Genomic DNA, 14,933 nt, shown 5'->3' on the forward strand with positions numbered 1-14,933 from the left:
CCCATCTGCTTTGTAGGGCGCATAGCTAGCCTGCGTTTGCTGGAGTGAATTGTGCCATCTTCCTTAGAGCAATTTTTGTCCCGTGCTACTGCTGTCTTGGACCGTCTTGATCCGCTGCTGCCGGTGCTGCGTCCGCAGATCGACTGGCACACCAGCTTGGCTGCGCGCTGGCAGCGTGACGGGCGCAGTGGTTTCTTGCTGCCGCTGCATGTGAGTTTGGATATGCGTCTGGATGACCTGATCGGGGTTGATCGTCAGCGCCAACTACTGGGGCGCAATACCCAGCAGTTTTTACAGGGCATGCCGGCCAACCATGCGCTGCTCTGGGGTTCGCGCGGGACCGGCAAGTCGTCGTTGGTCCGCGCCTTGTTGGCCGAGCATGCTTCAGCTGGTTTGCGCCTGATCGAAATCGAGCGCGATCACTTGGCGGACCTGCCGCGTATCGTCGAGCAACTGGTCGGCTTGCCACAGCGCTTTGTGTTGTTCTGCGATGATCTGTCCTTCGAGGCCGGCGAGGGTGACTACCGCACGCTCAAGACCGTGCTCGATGGCTCCCTGGAGCAGGCGCCGGATAACGTGCTGCTGTACGCCACCTCCAACCGCCGCCACCTGGTGCCGGAGAAACAGAGCGACAACGATAACTGGCAGCACGTGGATGGCGAACTGCATCCGAGCGAAGCGGTGGAAGACAAAATTGCCCTGTCGGATCGTTTCGGCCTGTGGCTGTCGTTTTATCCCTTTAACCAAGAACACTTCCTTGACGTGGTCAAACACTGGATCGGTCAGCACGCGGCAAAAGCGGGGCTGGCGTGGCAGTGGGATGAACAGGTGGAAAAAGCAGCGATTCGCTGGGCCTTGGCCCGGGGCAATCGCAATGGCCGCTGCGCCTATCAATTCGCCCGCGATTGGGTGGGCTTGCAACTACTGAGTACAACTGATGATTGATTTACAACAAAGCGGCGAAGGCCTGGATGGCTATCCGCTGCTGGTGGCGCAACTGCAAGCGCTGTTAAGTGGTGAGCGCGACTTTATCGCCAACGCCGCGCAGTTCTCGGCGTTTTTGTATCAGGAACTGCCGGATCTGAACTGGGCGGGTTTCTATCTGGCGCGTGGCACTGAGCTGGTGCTCGGGCCATTCCAGGGCAAGGTGGCGTGCGTGCGCATTCCCTTTGGCCGTGGCGTGTGCGGCACGGCGGCGGCCAGTGGGCAGACTCAGCGGGTTGAGGATGTGCATGCGTTTGCCGGGCATATCGCTTGCGACAGCGCGTCCAATAGCGAGTTGGTGGTGCCGCTGAGTAAAGATGGCCGCTTGATTGGCGTGTTGGACTTGGACAGCCCACGGCTGGCACGCTTCACCGAGCAGGATCAGGCGGGTATTGAGCAACTGGCCCAGGTGTTTCTCGACGCCACCGACTGCTAAGGCAGGCCCTCGACGGCTGCTGGCGGCTGTGCCTCTGTGCTTGGTCTGATGCGGCGTGCGTTGAGGGGAGGGGTGCAACCCGCTTGGTTGCACCTTAGCTCGGGGCTGTGCAGCCTGTCTGCCAGAGCGGAGTGCGCTGTTTAGACTTTGCCGGTCATTTTTGCCAGCATGCGCTGTTCGCCGGCGAGGGCGGCTTGCACACTCGCAAGCTGTTTGAAACGGGCGAAATGGGCGCTGAGCTGTGGCCAGCGCTGGGCATCCAGAACTTCGCCGCCGTGCTCCATGTTGATCAGCTGGCAGCCGATCGCCAGATCCGCCAGGCTCAGGCGCTCGCCAACAAAGTAGCGTTGTTCGCCTAAGATGTTTTCCAGGTAGTCAAAGTGCTTAGGCAGTTTTTCCTGCAGCGCGCTTTGCACTGCTTGCTCATCGCAGGTCTGGCCCATCAGGGGCTTTAACGTGCGATTGCGGAAAATGGCGAAGGTGCACTGCGGCGCCAGTTCATAGTCGGCGTACTTTTCCAGCCAGCGCACTTGCGCCCGTTGCGCCGGGGCGTCACCGAGCAGGTTGGGCCGTTCAGGGTGCTTGTCGCTTAGGTACTGGCAGATCACGCTGGAGTCGGCCAGGCGCAGGTCGCCGTCTTTCAACGCGGGGATGCGTCCCAGTGGGTTGAGCTCGTAATACCACTCGGGCTGATCAAACGGGCGGATGATTTCCAGCTGGTACTCAAGGTCGAGTTCGGCAAGAAACAAACGAACTTTACGCACAAACGGCGACAGTGGGGCTCCGTAAACGATCAGGCTCATGGCTACTCTCGGCGGCTAGGGAATGGGCAAGAGGCCCAATAGGGTCAGTCGTAAATGTTTTTCTTTTTCCACTCGTCTTCACTATCCAGCGACTGCAAGCCAGCGTCCAGCTCACTTTCCTCGGCGGTTCCGGGTTTGATGTTTTCCAGCACCAAGGCATTCGCGCGGGCCAGTTGCTCTTCAAATTTTTGCAGGGCCTTTTGATAAGGCGCGGGATCTTGCTGTTTGCGCAGGTATTGAGCGCCGCGCTCAAAGGCCAGGCGCGCTTGGCCTGGGCGGTTCTGCTGGAGTGCTTGCTGGCCAATATTGGTGAAGAACTCAATATGCACCTGCACCAGCATATGGTGGATCTCTTTAAGCCAGTGTTTGGCTTCTTTGGCATTGACCAAGCCTTCTTTGCTTGCCCGCACATAGGTGTTGTGCAGGCCTTCGAGCTGGAAGCGCACGTCTTTAGCTTTAGCTTCGGTCAAAATCGAGTGGGGCGGATTCGCGACGGGGATGGCTTCGCCTAAGGCAATCTGTCGGCGTAACTCTTCCATAGCGCTTTTCAGTGCCACACTGCCTTTATCTAGCGGCAGCAGGCGCTCACTGAAGTGCAGTTGCAGGCGTGCGAGGGACAATTTAAGCGCCGGGCTCATTAACTGGCCGGGCAGGGTTTCTGCTAAATCGGCGCAGCGGCGCAGGCGATCGGTCAGGTCAGCCTTAAGCCGGGCCTTCTCTAGTTTATTGTTCTCAACCATATGGTTGAGGTAGGCAAGGGCCATCAGGAGCGCAATGCCGCCGACAATCAAAATGGTTATAGCCACTGGGGACATGGGGGAGGGAGCCTCGGTCACCGAAATTTGCCCGAGTGTAGTGCCTATCTATGGAAGCTGATAGTGGCACGCCAACATCGGTAGTGAAGTCATTGATTTTAAAATATTTTTGCCAAGGTGTTGACGAGTGGGGAAAGGCTCCATAGAATGCGCGCCACTTCCAGCGCAAAGCCAGAAAGCGGAGCGAGGGAAGCCGGATAAAGTGAGTTGTTTTCCGGGCAGCGTCCCCTTCGTCTAGTGGCCTAGGACACCGCCCTTTCACGGCGGTAACAGGGGTTCGAGTCCCCTAGGGGACGCCACTTCTTAAATGAAGTGAGCATACCAAGTTGTATTTGCGGGAATAGCTCAGTTGGTAGAGCACGACCTTGCCAAGGTCGGGGTCGCGAGTTCGAGTCTCGTTTCCCGCTCCAGATTCGCCGGATCGCCTTAAGCGCTTCAGCAAAATAAGTTCCAGGTCCCCTTCGTCTAGTGGCCTAGGACACCGCCCTTTCACGGCGGTAACAGGGGTTCGAGTCCCCTAGGGGACGCCATTTAGTGATACCGGGTGATAGTTGTTGAGGTCACCTGACCAAGTTACACGCGGGAATAGCTCAGTTGGTAGAGCACGACCTTGCCAAGGTCGGGGTCGCGAGTTCGAGTCTCGTTTCCCGCTCCAAATAAACAAAAAAGCCGCTCAATGAGCGGCTTTTTTGTGCCTGCCATTTTTATCTCGCGCGGGTGTTTAAGCCTTGTCCAGCCATCATCGCGGGGCTAATTGCGTTGCGGCTTGGCCGTCTGATTCCTCGGCGTGCCCATAGTCGGCCGGGGCCTTGAGTATTTCCCTCGGCAGCGACTACAAAAAACCTAATTTCGCTACTTCTTCACTCTGCCCAGAATGTGCTCAGACCTATTTAGTCAGCATTAGAGGCAGACCATGACTGAGCACAGTGCGCCTGAGCGCGTGGCAAACGCGGTGAGCTTGCCGCAGCAGATCGACACCTTGGTGGTCGGCGCCGGTCAAGCAGGGGTGGCCGCCAGTGAGCATTTGGGCAAACTTGGCGTGCCGCACTTGGTGTTGGAGCGCAGCCGCATTGCTGAGGCCTGGCGCACTGGCCGCTGGGACTCCTTGGTGGCTAATGGTCCGGCCTGGCATGACCGTTTCCCGGGGCTGGAGTTTGCCGGCGTCGACCCCGATGGTTTCCCGGCTAAAGAGCAAATTGCCGATTACTTTGTGGCGTATGCGGCGCTGAATAACTCGCCGATTGTCACTGGGGTGACTGTGACTCAGGTGCAGCGTCATCCTACTAGCCCGGGGTTTATCGTCCAGACCAGTGCCGGGGTGATTGAGGCGCGGCGGGTGATCAGCGCCACCGGGCCGTTTCAAAAACCGATTATTCCGCCTATCGCCCAGGGCGCGGTGGGTATCACGCAGATTCACTCGGCGCAGTATTACAACCCCGAGCAGCTGCCAGCTGGTGCGGTGCTGGTGGTCGGCGCTGGTTCCTCCGGGGTGCAGATTGCGGATGAACTGCAGCGCTCGGGGCGCCAGGTGTATCTGTCCGTCGGTGCCCATGACCGGCCCCCACGACGCTATCGGCAGCGCGATTTTTGCTGGTGGTTAGGCGTGTTGGGACTGTGGGATCTGGAGGCCGCGCAGCCCGGTAAGGAGCATGTGACCATTGCCGTAAGTGGTGCGCGGGGCGGCGCCACCATTGATTTCCGCGAGTTGGCCCAGCAGGGCATCACCTTGGTGGGGTTGACCGAGACCATCGAAGGCAATCAGGCGGCTTTTGCCAATAACCTGGCCGAGAACATCCAAAAAGGCGATGAGAACTACCTGGAGCTGCTCGATGCGGCCGATGCCTATATCGAGCGCAACGGTCTGGATTTGCCGCCTGAGCCCAGTGCTCGGGAGTTTTTGCCCATGCCGGCGTGTGTCACCCAGCCACTGCGTCACTTGGATTTAGCCGCCGCAGGCGTGACCAGCATCATCTGGGCCACGGGGTATGGCGTGGACTTCAGTTGGCTGCCGGCCACGGCGCTCAACGGCCAAGGCAAGCCGCAGCATCAGCGCGGTGTGTCCAGTGAGCCGGGCCTTTATTTTGTCGGCCTGCCGTGGCTGTCGCGGCGCGGTTCGACCTTTATTTGGGGGGTGTGGCACGACGCCAAACATGTCGCCGACCACATTGCCACCCAGCGCAAATACCAAGCCTACCGTGGCGCCGGCGAGCGCTAAGCGCCGTCCATTTTTGGAGAGCACAGATGCCCACTCATCAACGTATCCGTATGTTTAACACCCGTGAGACATACCCCAATCAGACTCTCGATAACGACCTGTGCCAAGCGGTGCGCGCGGGCAATACGGTGTATGTGCGTGGCCAGGTTGGCACTGACTTCGCCGGCAATCTGGTGGGCCTCGGTGACCCCCGCGCGCAAGCCGAGCAGGCGATGAAGAACGTCAAGCAGTTGCTCGAAGAGGCGGGCAGCGACCTGTCCCATATCGTTAAGACCACCACCTATTTGATCGACCCGCGCTACCGCGAGCCGGTCTATCAGGAGGTGGGTAAGTGGCTTAAAGGGGTGTTTCCGATTTCCACCGGCTTGGTGGTTTCAGCCCTAGGTCAGCCGCAGTGGTTGATGGAAATTGATGTCATCGCGGTAATCCCTGAAGACTGGCAAGGAGCGCCGCAGCCATGACCTTTTCTATCGTGGGGCGCTGCGCCGAAACCGGCCAGCTGGGCATCGCCATCAGTTCTTCGAGCATTGCTGTGGGCGCCCGCTGCCCGTGGCTGCGCGCAGGCGTGGGTGCGGTGTCGACACAAAACATCACGCTGCCGGCACTGGGGCCGCAGATTCTGGATCGTCTGGAGGCAGGGGCTGATCCCGCTGACGCCTTGGCACAGGCGTTGGACAGCAATGGCTATGGGGCCTACCGGCAAGTGGCGGTGATCGATGACCAGGGGCAGACCGCGCTGTTTACCGGCAGCGAAGCCTTGGGTGTGCACCATGCTGTAGCCGGCGAGCAGTGCGTGGCTGCGGGTAATTTGCTCAGTAGCACTGCGGTGATCGAAGCCATGGTTGAGGCCTTCGAGCAAAGCGCCGGCGGTTTACCCCAGCGTTTGTTAGCTGCTATGCACGCGGCCATGGCCGCCGGCGGTGAAGCCGGGCCGGTGCACTCAGCCGCGTTGAGTGTGGTCGGTGATTTGCTCTGGCCGATTGTGGATTTACGCGTGGATTGGGCTGAGCAGGACCCCATCGGCGAGCTGCAAGCTTTGTGGCAAGCCTATAAGCCGCAACTGAATGACTACATCACCCGCGCCTTAGACCCTACAACGGCGCCGAGCTATGGCGTGCCGGGGGATGAGTAGGCCGGGTATTGCGAAGCGGGTTTTGTACAACGCCGGTGGCTGACGATGTCTGGCGCGGTGATGTTCGAGGACTTTGCTGGCTGGCGGCTGCACCCTGTACCTGATCCACCGGGCTTATGGGTCGATTCATTTAGCCCAGAGCTAAGCCGTAAGTGATGTCACAACCTGTAGGGTGGTTGGCCGTAGCCAGCCACCGTTAGCAAGACTCCCACAACGACTGGGCGCATGACGCTAAGCGCGTCTGTTTGGCGTCAGTAACCGCTGTCCATCTTCACCACGAGAGCTAGCCATGCCGTCCAGCCGCGAGATACTCGCCGACCTGATCGCCTTCGACACCACCAGTCGCGAATCTAATTTGGCGCTGATCGACTATGTGCAGCGTTATCTGAGCGACCTAGGCATTAGTAGCCAATTGTTGTTTAACCCCGAGCGCAGCAAAGCCAATCTGTATGCCCGGTTAGGCCCGGCGGGTGCCGGTGGGGTGATGCTGTCAGGGCACAGCGATGTGGTGCCCGTGGATGGTCAGGCGTGGACTGTGCCGCCCTTTGCCCTGACGCAGCAGCAAGGCCGTCTGTATGGCCGCGGCACGGCGGATATGAAGGGCTTTATCGCCTGCGTGTTGGCCAGCTTGCCGCAGTTTCTCGCCCAGCCTCTGCGTCTGCCGCTGCATATCGCCATCTCCTACGATGAAGAGGTCGGCTGCCTGGGCGTGCGCAGTTTGCTTGAGTGGCTTGAGGCCAGCCCTGAGCGCCCGGCGATCTGTCTGATCGGTGAGCCCACGCAAATGCAGCCGGTACTGGGCCATAAGGGCAAGTTGGCCATGCGCTGCGATGTGCATGGCGCGGCTTGTCATTCGGCTTACGCACCGCAAGGGGTCAATGCCATCGAATACGCCGCCAAGCTGATCGGCAAGCTAGGTGAAATTGGCAGTCAACTGGCCGCTGTTGAGCGCCACGATGGGCGTTTTGATCCGCCATATTCCACTGTGCAAACCGGCGTGATCAGCGGTGGCCGGGCGCTGAATATCGTGCCTGAGCACTGCCGCTTTGATTTCGAAATGCGCGCCTTGCCGGCGGACGACCCGGCCCAGGTGCTGGGCGAGTTGCAAAGCTATGCCCGCGACGAGCTGCTGCCGCAAATGCGCGCGGTGAATCAGGCGAGCCAGATTCATTTTACCGAGCTGTCCAGCTACCCCGGCTTGCTCACTGATCCGCGCAGCGCGGCCGCGCAATTACTCAAGCTGCTGTGTGGCGACGCGCAGGCCAGCACCGTGGCCTTTGGCACCGAAGGTGGGCTGTTTGACGCCGCCGGCATTGCCACCGTGATCTGCGGCCCTGGCAGTATGGAGCAGGGGCATAAGCCCGATGAGTACGTCAGCCTGACGCAGTTGGCCGCATGCGACGCTTGGCTTGAGCGCCTGTGCGGGTGGATGAGCTAAAACGCGGGTGACGTGTGTGATGCGATGCCCGTGTGCCGCGAGCGGTTTAGGTCAAATAGCTTCGGCCAGCATTTGCGTGTTTCTGCCCGCATTCTTGGCCTTATACAGCGCGCCATCGGCCTTGAGCAGCACCGAGGTAACGTCTTCGGGGGTGTGCTTATTGGGCGTACAGATACCGGCACTGAAGCTCACCGGTACTGGCTTGCCCTCAATCACCGCCGGCGCCTCATTGAGAGACTGACGCAGCTCCTTGATCAGGTCCAGCGCGCCTAAGGCGTCGGTGTTGTGCAGCAGCAAGAGAAATTCTTCACCGCCGTAGCGGCCGATCCGATCGGTGCGACGTAGGCGGTGCTGCAGATGTTGCACGCAGTGGCGCAGCACCTGGTCGCCGGCCAGATGGCCGTGCTGATCGTTGATCTGCTTAAAGTGATCAATATCCAGCATCACCACGGACAGGGGTAAATCGCTGCGTTGGCTGCGTTCCAGCTCATCTTGCAGTTGCTCCAAGATCGACAGGCGATTGCCGATGCCGGTGAGTGGATCGTTGAGCGCGTTGCTTTTTAAGTCAGCCTCGATACGTTCGCGCGACAGCAGAACCAAGCCGAACGACAGCATGATGATGGTCACGGCACCGATGGCAATCGAAATGGTTTGCTTGAGATTGCTCACGTCATAGTGCATCTCAACCGGCGCGTTGTTGAGGATCACCACCACGCGAATGCCCAAGCCAAGCAGACTGACTGCGGCGCCAAGCATCAGTACCCGATGCGCGCGACCTGCGGGCAGGGCGTATTGGTGGCTGTAGTAGATGATGATCATGCACTGCAGCAGGAGCACGGCGCAGGCCGATAGCTGGCGTGGGCCTTCGGTATTGATCAGGAGGCTGAGTACTACACCCAGCAGCAGCGGTAGGGCAAAGGCCCGCCGCCAGGGCGGTCGTTTGCCACGAATCAGCGGAATACTGACGGTGTAAAAGGCCAGGGCAGCGGATAGCAGCGTGTTGGCCAGCACATAGGTCAGCCACATCGGTGCATGGCCGAACAGGGTATAGCCGACATAGGCCAATGCATGGGACAGCATGCCCAGGCCAGTGGTGAGCATACCGTCGCGGCTGTTCAGTTGGCCGGCTAAGGCCAGGCAGCTGCCGGTAATCACTGCTACCAGAGCAATGGAACCGAACAGAGTTTGAGTGTGAGCAATCATCAGTCTGGCAGACTCTGATTAAGCAGCGCCCGAGTGAGGCAAAGTTGTATCTTAGCCTATTGGCACTTAAGTACCTCAATAAAAATCTTTTTATCGCACGACTCCCCGCGCCGCCCAACAGCTGCTCTGCCAGCGCAAATTTGCGGGCGAACATAACCTGCTGGAGGCAATGACTCTAGGGACTGAGCCTGGCTTGTGGGGGCTGTTGGGTGAGCCCCGATGATGTTGGCGTGTGGACTGAAGCCTTTGCTGGCTCGCAGGGGCAACGATAGCGGCAAAGGCACTGCTCAGGGGTAAGGTGCGCTTAGGTGGGTTAAGTCCACTTGTTTTCTGGAGTATTACCGGTTTTCTGCCAGATAGAGCCGTATTTGACCGCCCAGATGCCTTGGCTTTCCGCCAGCCAGGATTTATCTGGATCAGTATTGAAGTGGGCAGTTTTGACCAGTTTGTTGGAGTAAATCAGCAGGGTGACAGTAGCAGCCCCTAACAGACCGGCGTAACCGCTTGGGCTTAGATATATATCCAGAAAGTTTTTTTCGAAAACATCTTTAAATTCGCCGTTTTTAATCTTGTAGCCTTTTTTGTTGATTTGCTCGATCACGGCTTTGGCCGCCTCAGTCTGACGTGAGCCGGCGCTGAGGGTGCCGGATAAAAGTTTGGCGCTGACAGAGAGTAAGTTAGATAAGTCAGAGAAGGTTTTGATCTGTGCGGGTAGCTCAGCCGTCGTGACCGCGGATTTTATTTCAGTCAAACCCGTGGTGAGGGCGGCAATATCAAACAGAAAATCGGCGATTGCCCAGTTAGGGTTAGGTGCGGCAATGACACTGATATCACCGGATGTATTATTGGCCACATAAACGTGGGAGTCCTTACCGAAAGCCATGATTTTATTTCCTTGTAGAGAAAGTTATGCTGCCGGAAAACTTGTACGCCCATAATTATCTGATAATAAATACTATTTGCGCATAATTGGCTTTGGATTGGTTGTAGTGTTTTGGTACGGGTGTTTGTTGCTTTATTGGTAATGGTCGATAATTTTGATATGAGTCAGCAGGGCTGCGGCTTGCGCAGGATGGATTGCCTGTTGTAAGGCCTGTTGCGGGTATTTGTTTAGAGGGTTAGTGCTGGATATATAGTGTTGTTGCGGGTTGTTTGTTATGGGTGGTTGGGGTTGTATATAGTGCTTTGTTATATCTTGGGTTGTATTTTGATTTGGTTTTGATTTGATTTTTTGCTCGATGCGTTGATTATGAATTATCTGAATATTTCAGCTTTCTGGGGTGGGTTTTAATAAGGCTGCTTGATTTAGGTAAATATAGAGTTAATTGGTGATTTTAATCACTTGCTGGATATTTTGTACCAAGTTCTTAGAAGCTAGAGCAATTAGCATTGTTAGCCTTGGCGGCAGTTGCTATTGGCGGCTGAAGGCTGTTGGTTCTTGGCGTAATACGCTCGACTCATTATCACGGGGCCGGCCTTTGGCCAGGCCGGCTGATTACATCGATCAGGTGATTGCTTTCAGCGCAGTGGCGTTCAGCCAATGTCGGGTTTAGTGGCTGTCGACAGAGGCAAACTGCTCCTTGCAGTACTCGACAAACAGTTGTGCGGGCTTGGTCAGGTGCGCCCGTTTGAGCCAGGCGGCCACTAGGCCGGAGCCGGTGACGGCGTCGCTGATATTGACCACTACCACCCGTTGGCCGTCGTAGGTCATGTCGTGTTGTGGACGCGTGACCAGCACCGAGAAGCCAAAGCCCTGACCGACCATGCCGCGCACCATCTCAATCGACGGCGAGCTGAAGATGATATTGGGGGTTAAGCCCAGCTCTTCGAAGATGCTGACGAAGTAGGTACGGCTCGGCAGTACGTCGAGCAGAATCATCGGTTCCAGTACTAAATCGCGCAGCGACACCTGTTCCTGGCCGGCAAAGCGGTGGCCTTCGGGGAGCAGGGCGTAGGGACGTTGCGGTGGCATCAATGGTTCGGTTTCGATGGTGCCGTCCAGGTCATGTTCGTAAAAGATGGCCAGGTCGAAGCGGCCACCGGTGAGGCCTTGCACCAGCTCTTGCTGCTCGCCGTCATGCACGCGGATTTCCACCCCTGGATAGCGCTCACGAAAGCCGGCGATCAGTTTGGGCAGATAGAGCGGGGCGACGGTTTCGAAACAGCCGATATCGATTTGCCCGGCCACCACGTCGTTGTCGGCCAAGGCGTTTTGTTCAAACTCCTTGGCCATGCGCAGCAGTTCTTGGGCTTTGCGGTAAAAGCGTGCGCCACAGGGGGTAAGGGACACGCCTTGGGCGTGGTGGCGGATCAACAGCTGTACGCCAAAGCTTTCCTCCAAGCCTTTGACCGCCGTGGAAATCGACGGTTGGGCGATATACAGCTTGCGCGAAGCCTCGGCCACGCTGCCGCATTCCACGGTGGTGACGAAGTAACGTAGTTGTCGCAATGAATAAGCAGCCACAGCTCTACCTCATGGATTCTTATTGGCCCCACCGGCGGATGGGTTTTGCCCGTGCTCAGCATTCGCGTTGGCGCGGCTGATTGCGGTGCTTGCTTGGCTATAGCAAATATTGTGCACGCTTGTTTGGAGTTGCCCGCGGCCGCGCTACACAGGCGCTGGGGCAGGTGCTTGTGGCTTGAGTCTGCACCATCAAGGCGCAGGTGTCTGGCCGCGATCGGTCAGCACAGGCTGCTGCGCGCCAAGACGCACGGCACTTTGGTCGCGCAGTGCGGGCGCGGCACCAGGCTTAGGGTGCTGCCCCGTTGTGGCGCAGGGTTCATAGTCTTTTTGTTAGGACCAAGAACATTTTTGATAATTTGCCTGTGTCTTGCCTTGCGCCACCATCAGCTCATGGCCGTTGAGGGGAGGCAGATGTTGCAACTTAGCCACTGGCAACAGCGCTTTATCGAGCAAGCCCAAGCTTGCGGCGCCACTTTGGCCTGTGTTGGGAAGCCGCGCTGCTTGAACGACTCCAGCAACTGTCTTGAGCCTGCCGTGCAGCCGGCCAACGACAGCCAGTACGCCTTGGCTGCGTCGCTGTGGCGCGAGGATTTCAACCGCCATCGTGCAACCGCGTCGATGCCCAGGATCCAGGCACGACTCGACGCTGTATGCCATCGACCCATAGCGCCAACTAAAACTCACTGGGCCCCAGCTGCGTTAGAGGGAGAGCCCATGTTGTGAACGACTTGGAGACTGTCTAATGACTGCCGGCACACACACCACTGCGCAGTATCAGGCGCTGGATGCGGCGCACCATATTCACGCCTTTTTGGATCAGAAAGCCCTTAACGCCGAAGGCGCTCTGGTGATCCGCAAAGGTCAGGGGCTGAACCTTTGGGATACGGACGGCAAGCGCTATCTGGATGGCATGTCGGGCCTCTGGTGTACCGCCCTAGGCTATGGCCGCAAGGACCTCAATGCTGCCGCCAGCCGGCAGTTGCAAGAGTTGCCGTATTACAACCTGTTCTTCCACACCACCCACCCGCGCGTGGTGGAGTTGTCTGAGCTGCTGTTTAGCCTGCTGCCGAGCCACTACAGCCATGCCATCTACACCAACTCTGGCTCAGAAGCCAACGAGGTGCTGATCCGCACCGTGCGCCGTTACTGGCAGGTGGTTGGGCAGGCGCAAAAACGCATCATGATTGGCCGCTGGAACGGCTACCACGGCAGCACCTTGGGCAGCACGGCCTTGGGCGGCATGGACTTTATGCACGAGATGGGTGGCATGCTGCCGGACTTCGCCCATATCGGCGAGCCGCACTATTACGTGCAGGGCGGTGAGTTGAGTGAGGCGGATTTTGGCCTTAAGGCTGCGCAAGAACTGGAAAGCAAAATCCTTGAGCTGGGCGCGCAAAACGTCGCGGCGTTTGTTGCCGAACCCTTTCAGGGCGCGGGTGGCATGATCTTCCCGCCGGCCAATTATTGGGCGGAAATTCAGCGCATCTGCCGTCAGTACGATGTGCTGTTGTGCGCCGATGAAGTGATCGGCGGCTTTGGGCGTACTGGCGAGTGGTTTGCCCACCAGCATTTCGGTTTTGAGCCCGACACCTTAACCATTGCCAAGGGCCTGACCTCAGGCTACGTGCCCATGGGCGGCTTGGTGCTGAGCAAGCGCATCGCCGAGGCGCTGGTGGAGAAGGGCGGAGTGTTTGCCCACGGCCTGACCTATGGCGGCCACCCGGTGGCGGCGGCCGTGGCGATTGCCAACCTGACCGCGTTGCGCGATGAAAAAATCGTCGAGGCGGTTAAACACGACAGCGGCCCTTATCTGCAAAAACTGCTGCGCGAGACCTTTGCCGGGCACCCGCTGATTGGCGATATCCAAGGTCAGGGCTTGGTCGCAGCACTGCAATTTGCCGAAGACAAAAGCAGCCGTAAACGCTTCGCCAACGAGAACGACATTGCCTGGCATTGCCGCACCGTTGGCTTTGATGAGGGCCTGATTATTCGCTCCACCGCCGGGCGCATGATCATGGCGCCGGCGCTGGTGGCCAGCCACGCCGAGCTGGATGAATTAGTCGAAAAAACCCGCCGCGCGGTGGACCGCACCGGTCGCGAGTTGGGCTTGCTGTAACGACGAGCAGAGCCGCACACAGACTGCCCTCAATGCACCCGCAGGGTTAGGGCCAAACCTGCTGGCACCTACAGATTGCGCTGGCGCAGGTCTTCCTCCAGGAGCTGACCAGCCTGCCTTCTCGCTAGAAAGGCATGGCGGCTAGAAGTGATAGAGCAGGTGGTAGTTGGGGTGCGGCAGCCATTTATGAGCCAGGTGCACGGAGCGGGCCCGGACGTACCGGGCCGTTGCCGTTACTGGCTGGTGCTGGGGGCGGCAGGTGCCGGTTTGCGTTTGACCGGGAAGGGCAGGTACAGGGCGCGCAGCAGCGGGATGCGTTTGATCACTTCGCCTATCAGCAGTGGCACGATCACGGCGATGACCAGGGCCAGTGTGGCGGCAGGTACTTCGCTCCAGCCGTGACGCAGGAGGAAGTCGAAGCTTTTGTGTTGGATCTCACCGTGGAAGATCAGCAGGATCAGGGTCGATTGACCGATATAGGTCATGACCTTGCCCAGCCAGTCGAGCTTCATCATGAGGCCCGACAATGCCCAGCACAGATACACGCCGCTGACGGCCTGGATGCTGGTCCAGAACCAGTGATCATAGCGGCGCTGGGCTAAGTCCATCACCGCTGGGTGGGCCAGGAAGCAGCAGGTGGTCACCGCCAACGCGATGGCGAAAGTCCACACTGAGCTTTGGTGCTGGCGCAACAGCTCGCGTAGCAGATAGCCGAACATAAAGAAGGCGCTGCTGACCAGAATCACGTCCAGGCTTAAGGGCAGGCCGGGCAACTCGAAGCTGTGTTGGCCAAAGCTGACCGGCAGGTGCCAGAAGCTTTTAAGGAAATACACGCCAAGCAGCAGCTGCGCGGTTAGCAGCAGGCAGCTGGTCAGCAGCGACAGGCCCAGGCGCTGCATCAGGCGCAGCATCAGCCAAGACAGCAGCATGGCCACCCAGAAGTGTGGCAAGTACCACAAGGCTTGCCAGGGCAGGGTTTCCACCGAGGCGTAAAGCACTCCGCCGATATCCGGCAGCAGGGGCTGGCCGCGGATAATGTCACGCACCAGCACATAGCCGAGCATGGTCACCAAAAACGGTTTGACCAGGCCGTCGGCCTTACGCAGCGCCATTTCACCGAAGGGTTGCTGGATGCTGAAAAACACCCCGGAGATAAAGAAGAACAACGGCAGAATAAACGCCGACAGCAGTGGGTAAATCACATCCGGTGAGCTGGCGGCAAACCAGCCATGGCCGAAGACAATGATTAAGATGCCCACGCCACGGGCTACATCCATTTGAATCCAGCGTTGTTTCACCGTTTAACTCCTGTTTAATGGGCTCGTTG

At 58.4% G+C, this 14,933-nt stretch carries 14 protein-coding genes and 4 tRNA genes; 11 read left to right on the top strand and 7 right to left on the bottom strand.

Annotation, left to right across the window (positions count from 1 at the left end; genetic code table 11):
- The first annotated feature begins 51 nt into the window (after positions 1-51).
- Positions 52-945 (top strand): ATP-binding protein, encoded by an 894-nt coding sequence (locus NTD81_RS03300; RefSeq protein WP_262179400.1) that lies wholly within the window; start codon positions 52-54, stop codon positions 943-945.
- Entirely contained in the window at positions 938-1,420 is a 483-nt protein-coding gene (locus NTD81_RS03305) for a GAF domain-containing protein (protein WP_262179402.1), read from the top strand. Before NTD81_RS03300 ends, NTD81_RS03305 begins: the two co-directional genes overlap by 8 nt.
- Before the next feature lie 140 nt (positions 1,421-1,560).
- Here the strand turns inward: NTD81_RS03305 and NTD81_RS03310 are convergent, their stop codons facing one another.
- Positions 1,561-2,223: a glutathione S-transferase family protein gene (locus NTD81_RS03310; RefSeq protein WP_262179404.1), complete on the bottom strand. Its 663-nt coding sequence runs from the start codon at positions 2,221-2,223 to the stop codon at positions 1,561-1,563.
- Between the two features lie 44 nt (positions 2,224-2,267).
- Positions 2,268-3,038, bottom strand: coding sequence for a hypothetical protein (locus tag NTD81_RS03315; protein WP_262179406.1), 771 nt, complete (start codon positions 3,036-3,038; stop codon positions 2,268-2,270).
- A 223-nt stretch (positions 3,039-3,261) separates the two neighbouring features.
- Between NTD81_RS03315 and NTD81_RS03320 the strand changes: the two genes are divergently transcribed.
- The 8 genes from NTD81_RS03320 (at position 3,262) to argE (ending at position 7,823) form a co-directional block, all read left to right on the top strand.
- A tRNA-Glu gene (locus tag NTD81_RS03320) sits at positions 3,262-3,337 on the top strand.
- Positions 3,338-3,372: 35 nt separating this feature from the next.
- Positions 3,373-3,448, top strand: a tRNA-Gly gene (locus tag NTD81_RS03325).
- A 44-nt stretch (positions 3,449-3,492) separates the two neighbouring features.
- Positions 3,493-3,568, top strand: a tRNA-Glu gene (locus NTD81_RS03330).
- 49 nt (positions 3,569-3,617) lie between these two features.
- A tRNA-Gly gene (locus tag NTD81_RS03335) sits at positions 3,618-3,693 on the top strand.
- Between the two features lie 258 nt (positions 3,694-3,951).
- On the top strand, positions 3,952-5,253 hold the full coding sequence (locus tag NTD81_RS03340) for a flavin-containing monooxygenase (RefSeq protein ID WP_262179408.1): 1,302 nt from the start codon (positions 3,952-3,954) through the stop codon (positions 5,251-5,253).
- A 26-nt stretch (positions 5,254-5,279) separates the two neighbouring features.
- Positions 5,280-5,714 carry a RidA family protein gene (locus tag NTD81_RS03345; RefSeq protein ID WP_262179410.1) on the top strand — a complete coding sequence of 145 codons (435 nt, stop codon included), beginning with the start codon at positions 5,280-5,282 and terminating at the stop codon, positions 5,712-5,714.
- Positions 5,711-6,385, top strand: coding sequence for a DUF1028 domain-containing protein (locus NTD81_RS03350; protein WP_262179412.1), 675 nt, complete (start codon positions 5,711-5,713; stop codon positions 6,383-6,385). The genes NTD81_RS03345 and NTD81_RS03350 overlap by 4 nt, the downstream gene beginning before the upstream one ends.
- 289 nt (positions 6,386-6,674) lie before the next feature.
- Entirely contained in the window at positions 6,675-7,823 is a 1,149-nt protein-coding gene (gene argE, locus NTD81_RS03355) for an acetylornithine deacetylase (protein ID WP_262179413.1), read from the top strand.
- A 51-nt stretch (positions 7,824-7,874) separates the two neighbouring features.
- Here argE and NTD81_RS03360 read toward each other — a convergent pair whose 3' ends face one another.
- The 4 genes from NTD81_RS03360 to NTD81_RS03375 all read right to left on the bottom strand — a co-directional run bounded on the left by NTD81_RS03360 (position 7,875) and on the right by NTD81_RS03375 (position 12,093).
- Complete coding sequence (locus tag NTD81_RS03360) at positions 7,875-9,026, bottom strand: GGDEF domain-containing protein (RefSeq protein ID WP_262179415.1); 1,152 nt, start codon at positions 9,024-9,026, stop codon at positions 7,875-7,877.
- Positions 9,027-9,339: 313 nt separating this feature from the next.
- Positions 9,340-9,909, bottom strand: a complete 570-nt coding sequence (locus NTD81_RS03365) for a hypothetical protein (protein WP_262179417.1) — start codon at positions 9,907-9,909, stop codon at positions 9,340-9,342.
- Positions 9,910-10,575: 666 nt separating this feature from the next.
- Positions 10,576-11,490 (bottom strand): LysR family transcriptional regulator, encoded by a 915-nt coding sequence (locus tag NTD81_RS03370; RefSeq protein ID WP_262179419.1) that lies wholly within the window; start codon positions 11,488-11,490, stop codon positions 10,576-10,578.
- 330 nt (positions 11,491-11,820) lie between these two features.
- Positions 11,821-12,093: a hypothetical protein gene (locus tag NTD81_RS03375; protein ID WP_262179421.1), complete on the bottom strand. Its 273-nt coding sequence runs from the start codon at positions 12,091-12,093 to the stop codon at positions 11,821-11,823.
- A gap of 139 nt (positions 12,094-12,232) precedes the next feature.
- Here NTD81_RS03375 and NTD81_RS03380 point away from each other — a divergent pair, with 139 nt between their 5' ends.
- Positions 12,233-13,606: an aspartate aminotransferase family protein gene (locus tag NTD81_RS03380; protein ID WP_262179423.1), complete on the top strand. Its 1,374-nt coding sequence runs from the start codon at positions 12,233-12,235 to the stop codon at positions 13,604-13,606.
- A gap of 233 nt (positions 13,607-13,839) precedes the next feature.
- Here NTD81_RS03380 and NTD81_RS03385 read toward each other — a convergent pair whose 3' ends face one another.
- A complete protein-coding gene (locus NTD81_RS03385) occupies positions 13,840-14,904 on the bottom strand; it encodes an acyltransferase family protein (RefSeq protein WP_262179425.1) in 1,065 nt (354 codons plus the stop codon).
- Between the last annotated feature and the right edge of the window lie 29 nt (positions 14,905-14,933).

This window comes from Pseudomonas sp. 5P_3.1_Bac2 (genome assembly GCF_025465995.1).
In the GTDB taxonomy this organism is placed as follows: domain Bacteria; phylum Pseudomonadota; class Gammaproteobacteria; order Pseudomonadales; family Pseudomonadaceae; genus Aquipseudomonas.

Excerpts from the sequence above, each read along its gene's own strand:
- NTD81_RS03305 (WP_262179402.1), top strand. The coding sequence starts at position 938 with ATGATTGATTTACAACAAAGCGGCGAAGGCCTGGATGGCTATCCGCTG.
- NTD81_RS03310 (WP_262179404.1), bottom strand. The coding sequence starts at position 2,223 with ATGAGCCTGATCGTTTACGGAGCCCCACTGTCGCCGTTTGTGCGTAAA.
- NTD81_RS03315 (WP_262179406.1), bottom strand. The coding sequence starts at position 3,038 with ATGTCCCCAGTGGCTATAACCATTTTGATTGTCGGCGGCATTGCGCTC.
- NTD81_RS03340 (WP_262179408.1), top strand. The coding sequence starts at position 3,952 with ATGACTGAGCACAGTGCGCCTGAGCGCGTGGCAAACGCGGTGAGCTTG.
- NTD81_RS03345 (WP_262179410.1), top strand. The coding sequence starts at position 5,280 with ATGCCCACTCATCAACGTATCCGTATGTTTAACACCCGTGAGACATAC.
- NTD81_RS03350 (WP_262179412.1), top strand. The coding sequence starts at position 5,711 with ATGACCTTTTCTATCGTGGGGCGCTGCGCCGAAACCGGCCAGCTGGGC.
- argE (WP_262179413.1), top strand. The coding sequence starts at position 6,675 with ATGCCGTCCAGCCGCGAGATACTCGCCGACCTGATCGCCTTCGACACC.
- NTD81_RS03360 (WP_262179415.1), bottom strand. The coding sequence starts at position 9,026 with ATGATTGCTCACACTCAAACTCTGTTCGGTTCCATTGCTCTGGTAGCA.
- NTD81_RS03365 (WP_262179417.1), bottom strand. The coding sequence starts at position 9,909 with ATGGCTTTCGGTAAGGACTCCCACGTTTATGTGGCCAATAATACATCC.
- NTD81_RS03375 (WP_262179421.1), bottom strand. The coding sequence starts at position 12,093 with ATGGCGGTTGAAATCCTCGCGCCACAGCGACGCAGCCAAGGCGTACTG.
- NTD81_RS03380 (WP_262179423.1), top strand. The coding sequence starts at position 12,233 with ATGACTGCCGGCACACACACCACTGCGCAGTATCAGGCGCTGGATGCG.